Consider the following 13,024-nt stretch of genomic DNA (forward strand, 5'->3'; position numbering starts at 1 on the left):
GGCAAAAGGCAGGAGTCTATAGGGTGCGCTCTGCGCACCAGGGATACTAACCCCGTTTTTGGATCGCAGCAATATTGCAGGGTTAGCAATAAAGTAAGCCGGGAGAAGTCGCTAATTGATCATTTTCATTGCCATGCTGGCGTCAACCACCGGCAGCGGCTGTCGGCTATAAGCCCGCCACAAGATCTTTTGAACTTGCTGGGGGGAAAGATCGGGCTTTTTTTCCAAAAGTAGCGCCACCACCCCGGAAATGTGGGCGGTGGAGGCTGAGCTGCCGGAGATGAAATTATAAGTGTCATTGGGAAAGGTGGTCAGGATCTTTTTCCCGGGGGCCGCGACGCATTTTTTGATGGGTTTGCCTTCAGTTTCCGGCGGTGGTGGAAGGTACTCGGGTTGGCGCACGGTGATGACTTCTTCCATGTCGGCGGGAAAGCCTACATCAGGACCAAAACTCGGTGGTTTAGCGGCAACCACGATGATGCCTTTGTCCACGGCTTTTTTGATTAATCGGCGCAGCAGGGGATCTTCAGGGCCGGTCAAGCTCAGATTGATGATGTTTGGCTCTAATACGATCGCTTCATTCAACGCCAGAGCCAGACTGAGCGTATTGCAGTAAGCTTCGGAACCGCCTGGTTTGACCGGCCAACAGGCGCGCATGGGCCAGAGGGTCACATCGGGCGCGACGCCGACGATGCCCTGATGGTTTGATTGGGCGGCGATGATGCCGGCCATGGCGGTACCGTGAATCTCATCCGAAAAGCCAGTTTCCGGTGACTGGATGAAATTTTTATGCAGGCCGATTCTGTCTTTGAGGTCCGGGTGGTTTAAATCGACGCCGGTATCGATCAAAGCCACGGTGATTTTTTTACCGGTGGCTTCCAAATGCGCCGAATCGATATTCATCAGATGCAAATTATCCTGCAAGGGATAATAGGGGTCCTGATGGGGCATCATCTGGGTTTGGAAACTCAACATGGGTTGGGCGATGGTCAGTTTGTGTTTCCTGGAAAGCTCGGCAAGCACCTTGTCCACGGGGATTTTTTCCGGCACGATCAATACCGCGCAGTGCTCTTCCAGCTCAGTGATGGGCCATTGAACGGCGACTTTGAGATGATATTTATCCGCCAAATGGCGGATCTTTTTCTTCGCCCAGCGGGAACTTTGATAGGTGCCCCGGCGATGGTAACCTCTCCCTGGCCCGCCAACTTGGATGTGGTTGATATGATGATCGGGAAAACCTACCAAAATAGCTCTTTGACCTGGGGTTTGGTGCGTATTGACCAGGAAAACATCGCCGTTGGCGTGAATGCCCCAAGAGGCGAAAAGGCATAGCCACATCAGGAACAAACGGAATGTCGTGCTCATGTCGAACCTCCTGGAGAGGCGCTTCTTTGGATAGTGGGGGTAGCAGGTTCGGCAAAGATGACCTGGGGCAGGTTACGCAATCTGTCCCGTAGCTCGGCCGAGTTGCCGGGGTTTTTAAAACGCACCACAAAGGCGCTGTGGCCGGCCATGGCGCCCCCCTCGATAATTTGAAAATCGGTCGCTAACGGTTGCAACAGGTATTTCAGGCGGGACCTGTCAATTTCGGTTGAAAATATCAAGCGAATATCATTGGCCTGATAGTGGAATGGCGAAGATGAAGACAAGGTCCGAAATGGCGTGTCCTCCATTTTTCTGCTCTGCAGTTGCGCCATTATCAGCAGGATCAATGGCATAAGAATCATAGAAAATGCCAAGGCGGCTGCGGCGGGAGAGCCAAAGAAGGAGTCCATCCACTGCGGCTGGCGCGGTTTTCCGGTTGATTGTGCGGGTGGGTTCTCTTCGGCCGCCACTTGCCGCCAGAACCGGTCCATCGCCATTTTGGGTGAAACAGCCAGATCGGGCGTTTCTTCGATGGCTTGGGATAAGTGATTCAACTGCTCCAAGGCCTTGCGGCACCTGGCGCACTGTCGCAAATGGACCTTGACCTGGCGCTTTTCGCTTTCTTTCAGCGTGCCGTTGGCGTACCAGGGCAAGAGGAGGTTGATCTGTTCGTGGGTCATTTTTTTGGGAAGAGGATAAATGTTCATGAGAGTTCCCCTGTAGGTAGGCCGGCCAACCCTGGCAGAATTTTTTGCAGTTTTTTTCGGGCATGAAACATGCGGGTTTTGACGGTGTTTTCCGGGCATTTCATGATTCGGGCAATTTCCTGATAAGACATGCCGTAAAAATAAGTCAACTCCAATACCGTGCGTTGATCTGGCGAGAGTATGGCAAACGCGGCATTCAGCCACTCGCTGGTTTCGTGGTCGCCAATCATGTTCTGGCGGTCGAACAATTCGCTCTCTGTATCTTCCAGCGCCACGTTGAGTGACTGCCTTTTTTCCCGGCGCAGGGCATGCCTGCATTTGTTATAAGCGATGCCAAACACCCAAGTAGAGGGTCGGCAAGTGTCATCATAGGTGTCGGCTTTTTGCCAAATCACCAGCATCACGTCGTTAACGATTTCTTCCAGCCCGTTCAATTGGCCGGTAATGCGGTGACTGAAGCGCAGCAATCTGGGGAAATAGGCTTGATAGAAAGCCTCAAACGCTTGCCGGTCACCCCTGCTGATGGCCTTTAGCCACTGGGATTCGATTTGGTCTGGGCTTTGACCGCCGCCTGGAGAATCTTTATTTTGGTTCATCCGCTGTTTGCGAATCAGTTTCATGAAACGCCTCGTTAGTTGATTCATTCCATGAATTCCTCCTGAGTCCGAAAAGGTTCAACCTCTTCAGTGAGTTTTTGGAAGCTAATTGTTTGCTGGAAACTAAAACCCCACCGAGATGGAAAAAACGAAGGTGGGATCGAGCTTGTGCGGATCATAGGGCCAGGGGATTTTTTTTGCCTCTGGGGTAGGATAGGCTGATTGCACGTAGCGGAAATCCAGGGCCAGATACTTGAAAAACCAACTGAAGCCGGCGTCCCAATAAAGGTAATCGTATTCCAACACATCCCGGGCTTGGTTGAAGCCCAAAGTCCCTGAGATTTCAACGGCATGAGTGATTGGATAGCGCATCGACACTTCATAATCCAAGACTGACTGGCCGTGACTGAAATAATTCGGCGCCCAGGCAATTTGCGCGGTGACCAGGTCCTGGAAATGCAGCCGCCATAAAAATTCGTTGTAATCGGCGCTGTGGCCGAAGATTTTGCCCGCATAAATATAACGGGTGGCAAAAGTCTCGAACCGCCAGTCGTCGAACAAGGGATAACTCCAACCGATATACGGGATGATTTCCACTCTGGTGGGGTCATCGAATTCATCCTCGTCTTCGCCGAAATCCACCATGGAAGTCCAGACCCCGAGATATAAACCGCTTTTTTCGTGCTCGTAGTCGAGGTTGATTTGGGCGACCGGATGGTCATCGCTTTTGGAATAGCCCCGATACACGTAATTGGTGGTGCCATTGAGAGTGGCGCTGAATTCCGCTGCTGCAGGAACCGCGAGGAACATGCCAATCAGACTCCACATCTGAAACCAAAATCGTTTTTTGATGCAATAGGAGTAAGCAACTGGCATGGATTCCGTCGGAAATAAAGATGTAAACTGCGTTTCATCTTATCCCCAATTCAATAATTTATCATCCCTGACCTTGTAACCCTTTAGGAAAATAACGAGCCTATCCAAAAACTGGCTTAACCCGGATATTTCACCAGCCGGATTCGGGCTTCCCCATAATTAACTGATTTTTATACACAAAATGCTTAAGTTTCATGATTCCCAAGAAATCCATTTTGGATTCAGCCCGAATCCTATCCCGGCTCTGGCTTGTCCAGGCACGCCTGGGCTTGGGCTTCCTTCAAGCCGTAAGCCAAAGGCTATGGCTTTCAGTCCAGCCCGGCGCCCAGCCGCACCTGTACTGCGCCATCATCCGGGATGCTGGTGAAATATCCGGGTTAAAGGTTTTGCATTTGAATCATTGAACCTTCATTGCCAACATTGGAATAAACGGACGAACAAAACGGGATCTTCGTCAGAAGATCTTCCGGTCGAATTGAATTATCCAGGGCAGGAACTGATAAATAGGAATCTATATACTGCTATTAACTTTTGAAATGGAGTAATTATTAATGTACAAATCAAACTCATTATTATTATCTGTAGCATTGTTAACAGGACTTGCGGTGGCGGAAGACAGAATCAGCGGCGTTGCCGAAGTGGACTTTACCACCAACAAGCTGAAAATTCCCTGCGTCGAGGTCAAAAATCTCAACGATAAATTAAACGGCAAATTTTTTGACGCGGAATTGCAACGCCAAGATGATTCGCTCACGTTCGTGGTCGAACTGACTCAACCGGAAGATTCTGCTACTTGCCGCCAGGTCGCCGATTTCTCCAAATTTAACGATGATGATTTTGTCGACGATTCGCGCAGCCAGGGAGGTGGCAATCCAGCCAATCCGGCTGGCGGCGGAAAAATCCTGGTGGTTTGCGAACGGCGAGAGAACCGCTCGAAAGTTTCCGTCAACGGCAACAATCTTGCTTCCGGGGCTTATATCGCCGTGATTTCTTCGGGCACCAATAATGCTACGTCAGATTTGAAGCAGACCGTGGGCGATGAGGTGGAATTTGACTTCGACAGCGCTTTGGATGACATCGCCAGTGGCGCCACGGCCATCCCCACCGGTTTCATCCAAGGGCAGGTAGATGCGGAAATCCGCGACGACAGCGGCAATGTGGTTGCTGTGGCGCAATCTGTCCCGTGCCGGAATAAGTGAGGATGCGCTTTAACGGAGGAGAGGATAATTCTCCTCCGCCTTCCATAACTGCAACGTTGATTTGTTCGAAGCTTACTTCTCCGGTCAGCGAAGAAAACAGGGTTAAAAGGATATTCCGATGCAAAAAATAACCAACATTGAATTAAGGAAAACGATGCCGCCTCCTCGAATCGACTACCGAATCGCCGTTTATTCTCACGATACTTTCGGCCTTGGCAATATCCGGCGCATGCTGGCCATTTGCCAGTATTTACTGGACAACAATCCACACTTTTCTATTCTACTGATTACCGGTTCGCCGGTGATCCACCGGTTGCCTTTGCCAACGGAAAGGTTCGACTATGTCAAGCTTCCCTGTTTATCCCGGACCGAGGCGGAAAAATACCAGGTCAAGTCGTTGGGCACAACGTTCGACATGACCATGCGTCTGCGCGCGCAAATGATCAAGACGACGCTGATGGGGTTTCATCCCGATATCGTGATTGTGGACAAGAAACCCTGCGGGGTGGCGAAAGAGTTGATGCCGGCACTGGAAGCCTCGTCGGAAGCCATCCCCCGGGCACAATGGGTGCTTTTGCTGCGGGATATTCTCGATGCGCCCGGTAAAACCCGTCAGGTCTGGCGTAAACATCGGTACTTTGATGTCATCGACCGCCACTACGCTCAGATATTGGTGGTAGGTTCCCAAAAGATCTTCGATTTGGGTGAAGAATATGGATTTCCACCCCGTATCAAGTCGATCATGAAGTACTGTGGGTATATCCATAAATCCCCAACGGTTATTCCTCAAAAAAACTTGGCCACCAACGGTACCCGTACCGTGCTTGTCACCCCTGGCGGTGGGCAGGATGGTTTCCGCATGATCCGGGCATATTTGCAAGGGCTCGAAATTCACCCGGACAAGGGCTGGAAATCCCTCATCATCACCGGCCCTGAAATGGATGGCTGGGCCAGGGAAGAGATAGCGCATCTGGCATCCCGGGTCAATGCTGCCGTTACCGTTCAATCTTTCACGGCCGATATGCAGGGCACAATGAGCCAGGCCGATGTCATCGTATCCATGGGGGGCTATAACTCCTTGTGCGAGATCGTCTCCTTGGGCAAACCGGCGGTCATCGTTCCCCGCAAGGCGCCGGTACAGGAACAATGGATACGGGCACAGCGCTTTGCTCATCAGGGATGGGTCCATTGTCTCGACCCGGAAACATTGACGCCATCTCAGTTAATGGAAGCCATTGATAATCAATTAAACCGGACCCTGCTTCCACCTCCCCTCCAAGGGACGAAAGAATGGCAGGGCTTGGTGCGGGTATCCCAGGCCATTCGTTTGTTGCTTGCCGATCCAGGTTTTATGGCCTGTCACGCATAATGATCACCGCTCCGATTTTCAATTCCGAAAAATTGCCTGCCGCTCTCTGTTTGATCCGACAAATCTTGCAGACAGCGGCGTCCTTCTGCAAAGAATGTATTGATCATTCATACAAAATTTGCAGCCATCCGCCGTACAACACCCTCCCGCGAAATTCATCCATCATGGTTTAAGCATTGGCTCAGGGGCAGGTGTTGGAGTGTGCGTGGACTGTACCGTTGTGTTCAAGCCCTGATGATCCGGCTTATTGCGGCCCCTGAGACAGTCTTGATGCAATAGGGGTAATACGTTCACGCACGCGTGTAATGCCCATCCAAGGGAAAGTGGCACAAAAGCTGCTTTAGTGCCTTGAGTGAACCGATGACCGTAAGGATGGCGCGTATTTGCAGCGGATCTGTCGGTCCTGCGAAACAAAGGCTAATAACATTCTCAGTATGGAGAGACAGCCTTTTCGCGCTTTGGTTAAACCAGAAGGTAACAACCCGCCCAAACGGGGAAAAAACCCCATGGGGGCGAGCAGTTACCCCAGTGGAATTTTTATAAGGGAGAAAAAGATGAAACCTGCTATTTTCAGTGTGGGAGCCATACTATTGGCGGCTTCTATAGGCAGTCCCGGAGTTGAGGCCGCAGATACGGGTAAATATGTCTCCAAGGAAGAATACGAAAAGCTCAAGCGGGATTTTGAGCGGATGAAGACCATGATGAAACTGATGGAAAAGCGCCTGTTAAAGCAATCGGCGGCGCCCACCCCAGGTCCTGCTAGCTCGGAAGAAATGGCGGAAATCAAGGAGGAACTCAAGCAAGTCAAGCAGGAAGCCAAGCAAGCGAAGGAAAAAGTCAAATCGGTGATACCCGGGTTCAGGAAGTTTTTGCTTACGGGCTATGCTTTTGCGGGTTACTCCGACTCCGAACAATCCAATTCCTCATTCAACGCTGGATTTTTTCCCATATTTCTCTGGCGCATCAATGACGATATCTTTTTTGAAGCCGAGGCGGAATTCGAGTTGGAAGACGGAGAAACCAACGTGGCTCTGGAGTTTGCTCAAATCTCTTATTTACTCAATGATTATGTGACATTGAGCGCGGGCAAATTCATGAACCCCGCCAATTATTTTATCGAAAGGCTGGAGCCGGCATGGATCAATAAACTGCCAGACCAGCCATTGAGTATCGGCGGCGCCAATCGCATCCAGGGCAAGACCCAACTCGGCGCCCAGGTGCGCGGGGCCATTCCATTGGAGATGGTTGGACTCGACAGCGGCCGGTTGGGATATGCCTTTTTTGCCTCTAATGGTTCCGAGCTCAAGGACGACGGCAGCCTGAATCACAAAAATTTTTCCGATATAGATAATAACAAACTAGTCGGGGGCCGGGTCGGACTCGTTCCCTGGCCGGGATTTGAGATTGGTTATGGATTCGAAGTCGGAGGTGTCCGCGATCCCCTGAACCATAGTTTGGATATCACTACCCATATCGCCGATGCCAACTATGTGCGCACCAGCTCAATGATCGGAGGGCGGATCGACCTTCGCGCCCAGTGGGCTTGGCGTAAAATAGACCGGAGCCGCGCCGTTGGGCTCAACTTCAACAACAAAGTCAATGGCGGCTATGGCCAGATTGCCTACCGCCCGAGTTTATTGAACCTCAAATGGGTGAAAAATCTGGAAACCGTGTTTCGCTATGAGCGCATGAATCAACCGGTGGGGTCGAGATTTTATGATGAAAACCGTTATACCGCCGGTCTCAATTATTACTTCGCCCCCACTACGGTTTTCAAGTTCGCTTATGAGTTCGATGACCGTAAAGGCGTCAAAGATAACGATACTTTGTTATTCCAAGTTGCGACTGGTTTCTAAAGGAGTTTCACCATGGCAAATCAAACTCAAATCTTTCTATTGATTACAGGACTGCTGTTTTCCATGAGCGTTACTGCCCAGACCGAAAAAGCCTCTCCTGCACAAGAAAAAAACGGCGCCAGGCTTTGGGCTGACAACTGTGGCGCTTGTCATAACCTGCGCAGTCCGGCTGGTTACAGCGACGCCCAGTGGGATGTGGCGGTGCAACACATGCGCCTGCGTGCCAACCTGACGGCAAAGGACACCAAAGCCATTGTCGAGTTTTTAAAATCGGCCAATTGACCTAAATACTGGGCGGATTTAAAGTGGAACTTTTTTCCTCCTCCGGCACCGCTATCGCATTGCCGGAGGAGGGGAGTTAGAGCTGGTACTTTTTGAGCTTATACCAAAGGGAACGCTCGCTGATTTCCAGTAAGCGGGCGGCTTCCGCCTTATTGCCCGCGGTTTTTTCCAGAGCGCGGTGAATTAAACGCTTTTCCAAATCCGCTACCTGCTGCGCCAATGACCAGGTTTCAGGCTTTGGGTTTGCCTCTTGTCCAAAGGGTGTGGTGGGTACCTGGGCGCCGGGTAGATGGGCCGTGCCAACAGGCTCCCGCCCCCGCGTCAATACCAAGACTCTTTCCATCATATTTTCCAGCTCCCGCACATTCCCCGGCCAGGGATATTCATTCATCCAGGCTAAAGCCTGGGGCTGGATTTCCGGGCAAGGATAACCCAGTTCGCTGGCGTGCAACTCCAAAAAATGCCGCGCTAGCAATGGGATGTCTCCTTGCCTTTGCCGCAGCGGTGGCATCCGAATGCTGAACACGTTGAGCCGGTAATATAAATCCGGCCGCAATTTTCCTTCCTCGACCGCCTGGGCGGGATCCACATTAGTGGCGGCGATGATCCGGATATCTAAATCGATGACCCGGTTGCTTCCCACTCGTTCCAAAGTTTTCTCTTGCAATACCCGAAGCAGCTTGGCTTGCAGGCCGAGATCCATTTCCGCTATCTCGTCCAAGAATAACGTTCCCCCTTGGGCTAGCTCGAATTTACCCACCCGATCTCTGTGGGCGCCAGTGAAGGCGCCTTTGGCATGTCCGAAAAGCTCGCTTTCCAGGATATCGGCGGGAATCGCCGCGCAATTGACTGGTACAAAAAGGTTTTCCGCTCTCTTGGAGGCCTGGTGGATCGCGCGCGCCACCAATTCCTTGCCAGTCCCGGTTTCTCCCAAAAGGAGCACACCGACGGGAGTGTCCGCCACTTGTTCTATTTGTTCATAAACTTGCTGCATGGCGGGGCTGCGCCCAACCAGACCGCCCCAGCCCTTGTCCAATTCCTGGCGCAAGAAACGGTTTTCCCGGCTAATTCTGCCTATTTTTAAAGCCCGCCGCACCACGGTTTCGAGATGGCCCAATTCAAACGGCCGCAGCAAATAATCCAAGGCCCCCTGCCGCATTGCCTCGACCGCGCTTTCGACTGTTCCAAAGGCTGTGACGACAATGACCGGCGTCTCATCGCCTAGTTTGCGCAAGGAACGCAGCAGCTCCATGCCGTCCAATTGCGGCATTTTCAAATCGGTAATGATCAGCTCCACAGGTTGCTTATCCAACAAAGCCAAGGCTTCCACGCCGTTGCTTGCCTGGAAGCAACGGCAGTCCATTTGCGCCAGCATCAGTTCCAGCACCCGGCGCATTTTTGCTTCGTCGTCGACAATCAATACCCGTTGTTCAGCCACTGGATTCCTCATGAATTACATTGATTTGCCGCCAAGGCAGCCATAGGTGAAAACAGGCGCCTCCCAAGTCGCAGTCGGTGGCTTCGATGCCCCCGTGATGGGCAAGGATAATTTGTTGGACGACGGTCAAGCCCAACCCGATTCCTCCCTCCCGGCGTGTAAAAAAGGGATCGAAGAGCTGCTCCCGCCATTCCCGGGGGATGCCTGGTCCATTGTCGCATATCCAGACATGCCAAAATTCCCCTCGGCTCTCGGTGTGAATGACAATCCGCCCTTTCTGGGGAATATGTTGCACCGCATTGATCAGTAAATTAAAAAATACTTGAACCAGTTGATCGGGATCGCATTCAATCGTCCTGTCTTCATGAAGTTCTTGCTTCACATCCGCTTGGATATAGCTTAATTTTCCTTGCAGCAAATCCAGGACGCGCGTCAATATCAGATTGGCGCTGGCTGGGCAAAATTGTGGCGGGCGGGGGCGGGCGCAGTCAAGTAAGGTTGATACCAAGGATTTGAGACGATCGGTTTCGCTCAAAATAAACTCGGTCATTTCATGTCCCGGGGGACTCAAGCCAGGTTCCCGTTGCAGCATTTCAGCCGCGGATTGCAAGATTCCCAAAGGTGTCCTGACCTCGTGGGCCATGCTGGCGGCCATTTCGCCAATGACGGCCAATTTGGACGCCCGCACTAAATCCTTGCGGGATTGCTCCAAATGACGAATCATTTGTTCAAAGGCACGGCTAAGCTCTTGGGTTTCAACGCTGCCTTCGGCCGCCGGTGGCTCGGATTGTTTTCCTTGCATGTAATGCCGGGCAAATAGGGTAAGGGCACTCAGAGGCTGGGCAATCCGGCTGGCCAGCCAGTAGGAAAGAATCAAGCTGCCAATCAACGCCAATAATAAAAACAATAAAAGATTCCACCACAACCGCCACAGAGGCGCCATGGCCTGATCAGCCGAAGCCAATAGCACGACTTGCCAGCCAAACCCGGGAAAGGCGTGATATCCCTGGGAAGCCGCCACACCAGTCAGCATCTCTGGTCCACTCATGATATCCGTTTGGCTCTTGGAGGTAAGCATCGACGCATGGGATAACCACCGGGAATTCAGTTGCTGGCCAATCCACTGCTGCGATGATGGCTCACCAGAGGCGGCGATGATGCGTTTATCATCGTCCACAAGCAGGGCGGTGCCCTGAATCAAAGACTCGTGGTCAGGAAAATCCAACAGCCGTAAAATTTCTTTCCAGGCGAAAGCGGCATAGAGTTTACCCAAGCGGTCGCCGGACCCGGGATCTTCCAGCTGAACCGAAAAATAACAGTGAGCGGCCGGCAGCTTCAGCGGCAACAGTGAAATGGTTTTTCCTGCGATTTGCACGCGGTGCCACGCTGGTATTGCTTTCATGTGACCACCGATCAACGTGGGATTGCTGGCTGCCAGAATCTCGCCTTGTTCATTTGTAGCAAACAGCACGCCATAAACACCGGGATAACCTTGGTGCAAATCCCGCAGGAATTGCGACAACCGCTTGTCAATGTCCCGGACGCGCAGTTCCTGCATCACCGAAAGACGGCTCCAGGTGGCGACATTGGCCATTCTTTCGAAAAGCGTGGCGTCGATCTGTTCCATGATTCTGATGGCTCTGAGTTGAAGCTGATTTTCGATATTAGTGAGCAAGACTTGCCGCATGTAGAGAAATGCCAGGGAAGTCAGCGCCACAGCCACCAACAGACTGATACTCAAATAAGAAAACAATAAACTTCTGCGAATAGTCACGGCAGGTATAATCTTGTTTTTAAATTTGAAGCCTTGTCAGGGATGATTTTTACCCTTCGCTTGTTTTTTTTGCTGATTTTGCTGGCAAATCCAGTATTTGCCGCAGCCAAAAATCATTCTCAAAGGCCCCACTATCGCTGGGGGCGGGGGTTGTATCTGCCAGCCCAAAAGATTTTGCTCGGTGGCTATTTCAATTTTACTTTCAAAGCCCTCCAAGGCCGGCGCAAGCAAGCAGAGCTGGATGATCTTAGCTTATTTTTCACCTGGGCGCCCCATCCACGTTTGCGGTTGTTTTCCGAGCTGGAATTGGAAGATTTATTTACCATTGACAGCCGTTCATTACATAGCAATGAACGTTTTTTCAGTGTCGAGCGCTTATACCTGGACTACTTTATCACCGGTTCCTGGCGCTTGCGGCTGGGAAAGTTTCTGACGCCGGTTGGACGCTGGAATGTCATCCATGCTTCCCCCCTGGTGTGGACCACATCCAGGCCAAGCGTGACGGAACATTTCTTTGCCCCCCATGCCAGTGGCGCCATGCTTTCCACGACTTACACGCTTAAAGGACGCGATCTGGATATCGATCTTTATTTCGATGCCAGCAATGCCCTGGATCCCAAAAAGACGATGGTTACCTTTAAAACCGCGTTCGGCCTCCGCCTCAACTATGAATTTTCTCCCCAGTTACAAATGGGCGCGTCCTTTCTCCATTTCAAAATGGAGCGCCCAAGTTTCCAGCCTGCGGCCGATTTGTTCGGCCTGGATATGTTTTGGAATTGGCACCGGTTTGAAATAAGCTCCGAATTTGCCTACCGGCGCCCAGAATCCGGCCGCCGGGGCGAAACCGGGCTCTATTTACAAGGCGCCATTCCCTTGGGTCACCGTATCTTTGCCGTGGGCCGGTATGAATACTTGCAAGGCACGCACCTATTGGAAAGCGGCAGGCAACAGGGCACGGCCCATATCGGCATCGGCGGTTTGGCTTGGCGGCCCGCCACGCCGTTAGTGTTCAAAGTGGAATATCGCTTCGGACGCGGGAATCGGCGGCTCGCGCCGGATGGATTTTTGATGTCAGTCGCCATGCTATTTTGATCATGCGTTTGCTTTTATTGGCTTTTCTGATATTGGCGCTGGTCTTTCCTGCTTTAAGTCAGGCTGAAAAACTGTTGGTGATTGTCTCTAGCGATACCGATGTTGGCACTTTATCCTTGCCCCAATTGGCCCGGATATACAGCCGTAAAGTTCTCATCGGTCCCCATGGCATCCCTTGGGCGCCCTTGAATCTCCCCGTCAATCACCCGCTGCGCCAGGCTTTTTCCCAGGCTATTTTCAAGCGCTCGCCGGAAGAATTGGAAAATTACTGGAATATTCAATATTTTAAGGGCATTTTACCCCCCTATGTCGTCGCTTCGGAAAAGGCCATGCGCCAATATGTTACCTCCACGCCAGGGGCCGTGGGGTATATTCGCCCTTGCCATCTCGGCAGCGGGGTCAAAGTCGTCGCCACCCTGACCCTTTCTTCCAATCTTGAAATAGCGTGTCAACAATAGTACGGATTGACA

General features: G+C 51.7%; 13 protein-coding genes. 7 read left to right on the forward strand and 6 right to left on the reverse strand.

Annotation, left to right across the window (positions count from 1 at the left end):
* Positions 1-111: 111 nt before the first annotated feature.
* The 4 genes from AXA67_05860 to AXA67_05875 form a co-directional block, all read right to left on the reverse strand.
* Positions 112-1,365 carry a hypothetical protein gene (locus tag AXA67_05860; protein KXJ41382.1) on the reverse strand — a complete coding sequence of 418 codons (1,254 nt, stop codon included), beginning with the start codon at positions 1,363-1,365 and terminating at the stop codon, positions 112-114.
* Entirely contained in the window at positions 1,362-2,072 is a 711-nt protein-coding gene (locus AXA67_05865) for a hypothetical protein (protein ID KXJ41383.1), read from the reverse strand. Before AXA67_05865 ends, AXA67_05860 begins: the two co-directional genes overlap by 4 nt.
* A complete protein-coding gene (locus AXA67_05870; GenBank protein ID KXJ41384.1) occupies positions 2,069-2,692 on the reverse strand; it encodes a hypothetical protein in 624 nt (207 codons plus the stop codon). The genes AXA67_05865 and AXA67_05870 overlap by 4 nt, the downstream gene beginning before the upstream one ends.
* A 99-nt stretch (positions 2,693-2,791) precedes the next feature.
* A complete protein-coding gene (locus tag AXA67_05875) occupies positions 2,792-3,544 on the reverse strand; it encodes a hypothetical protein (protein KXJ41385.1) in 753 nt (250 codons plus the stop codon).
* Between the two features lie 194 nt (positions 3,545-3,738).
* On the opposite strand from AXA67_05875, the gene AXA67_05880 reads away from it, so the two are divergent.
* The 5 genes from AXA67_05880 (at position 3,739) to AXA67_05900 (ending at position 8,250) form a co-directional block, all read left to right on the forward strand.
* Positions 3,739-3,948, forward strand: a complete 210-nt coding sequence (locus tag AXA67_05880) for a hypothetical protein (protein KXJ41386.1) — start codon at positions 3,739-3,741, stop codon at positions 3,946-3,948.
* A gap of 147 nt (positions 3,949-4,095) precedes the next feature.
* Positions 4,096-4,743 carry a hypothetical protein gene (locus tag AXA67_05885; GenBank protein KXJ41387.1) on the forward strand — a complete coding sequence of 216 codons (648 nt, stop codon included), beginning with the start codon at positions 4,096-4,098 and terminating at the stop codon, positions 4,741-4,743.
* Positions 4,744-4,861: 118 nt separating this feature from the next.
* Positions 4,862-6,112 carry a hypothetical protein gene (locus tag AXA67_05890; protein KXJ41388.1) on the forward strand — a complete coding sequence of 417 codons (1,251 nt, stop codon included), beginning with the start codon at positions 4,862-4,864 and terminating at the stop codon, positions 6,110-6,112.
* Positions 6,113-6,666: 554 nt separating this feature from the next.
* The gene (locus AXA67_05895; protein ID KXJ41389.1) at positions 6,667-7,968 is read left to right on the forward strand and encodes a hypothetical protein; all 1,302 of its coding nucleotides are present in this window, start codon (positions 6,667-6,669) and stop codon (positions 7,966-7,968) included.
* Positions 7,969-8,007: 39 nt separating this feature from the next.
* Positions 8,008-8,250 carry a hypothetical protein gene (locus tag AXA67_05900; protein ID KXJ41440.1) on the forward strand — a complete coding sequence of 81 codons (243 nt, stop codon included), beginning with the start codon at positions 8,008-8,010 and terminating at the stop codon, positions 8,248-8,250.
* Between the two features lie 76 nt (positions 8,251-8,326).
* Here AXA67_05900 and AXA67_05905 read toward each other — a convergent pair whose 3' ends face one another.
* Both AXA67_05905 and AXA67_05910 read right to left on the reverse strand, forming a co-directional pair.
* A complete protein-coding gene (locus AXA67_05905; GenBank protein KXJ41390.1) occupies positions 8,327-9,700 on the reverse strand; it encodes a Fis family transcriptional regulator in 1,374 nt (457 codons plus the stop codon).
* Positions 9,681-11,441 carry a hypothetical protein gene (locus AXA67_05910; GenBank protein KXJ41391.1) on the reverse strand — a complete coding sequence of 587 codons (1,761 nt, stop codon included), beginning with the start codon at positions 11,439-11,441 and terminating at the stop codon, positions 9,681-9,683. The genes AXA67_05905 and AXA67_05910 overlap by 20 nt, the downstream gene beginning before the upstream one ends.
* Positions 11,442-11,504: 63 nt before the next feature.
* Between AXA67_05910 and AXA67_05915 the strand changes: the two genes are divergently transcribed.
* Together AXA67_05915 and AXA67_05920 are read left to right on the forward strand one after the other, a co-directional pair.
* Positions 11,505-12,554 carry a hypothetical protein gene (locus tag AXA67_05915; GenBank protein KXJ41392.1) on the forward strand — a complete coding sequence of 350 codons (1,050 nt, stop codon included), beginning with the start codon at positions 11,505-11,507 and terminating at the stop codon, positions 12,552-12,554.
* A 2-nt stretch (positions 12,555-12,556) separates the two neighbouring features.
* Positions 12,557-13,012, forward strand: coding sequence for a hypothetical protein (locus AXA67_05920; GenBank protein ID KXJ41393.1), 456 nt, complete (start codon positions 12,557-12,559; stop codon positions 13,010-13,012).
* Positions 13,013-13,024: the final 12 nt, after the last annotated feature.

It is taken from the genome of Methylothermaceae bacteria B42 (genome assembly GCA_001566965.1).
Lineage (GTDB): Bacteria > Pseudomonadota > Gammaproteobacteria > Methylococcales > Methylothermaceae > Methylohalobius.

What these genes read in the sequence shown, in the direction of transcription:
- AXA67_05860 (KXJ41382.1), bottom strand. Translation starts at nt 1,365, where the DNA reads ATGAGCACGACATTCCGTTTGTTCCTGATGTGGCTATGCCTTTTCGCC.
- AXA67_05895 (KXJ41389.1), top strand. Translation starts at nt 6,667, where the DNA reads ATGAAACCTGCTATTTTCAGTGTGGGAGCCATACTATTGGCGGCTTCT.
- AXA67_05875 (KXJ41385.1), bottom strand. Translation starts at nt 3,544, where the DNA reads ATGCCAGTTGCTTACTCCTATTGCATCAAAAAACGATTTTGGTTTCAG.
- AXA67_05890 (KXJ41388.1), top strand. Translation starts at nt 4,862, where the DNA reads ATGCAAAAAATAACCAACATTGAATTAAGGAAAACGATGCCGCCTCCT.
- AXA67_05915 (KXJ41392.1), top strand. Translation starts at nt 11,505, where the DNA reads ATGATTTTTACCCTTCGCTTGTTTTTTTTGCTGATTTTGCTGGCAAAT.
- AXA67_05880 (KXJ41386.1), top strand. Translation starts at nt 3,739, where the DNA reads ATGATTCCCAAGAAATCCATTTTGGATTCAGCCCGAATCCTATCCCGG.
- AXA67_05865 (KXJ41383.1), bottom strand. Translation starts at nt 2,072, where the DNA reads ATGAACATTTATCCTCTTCCCAAAAAAATGACCCACGAACAGATCAAC.
- AXA67_05920 (KXJ41393.1), top strand. Translation starts at nt 12,557, where the DNA reads ATGCGTTTGCTTTTATTGGCTTTTCTGATATTGGCGCTGGTCTTTCCT.
- AXA67_05870 (KXJ41384.1), bottom strand. Translation starts at nt 2,692, where the DNA reads ATGAAACTGATTCGCAAACAGCGGATGAACCAAAATAAAGATTCTCCA.
- AXA67_05885 (KXJ41387.1), top strand. Translation starts at nt 4,096, where the DNA reads ATGTACAAATCAAACTCATTATTATTATCTGTAGCATTGTTAACAGGA.
- AXA67_05905 (KXJ41390.1), bottom strand. Translation starts at nt 9,700, where the DNA reads ATGAGGAATCCAGTGGCTGAACAACGGGTATTGATTGTCGACGACGAA.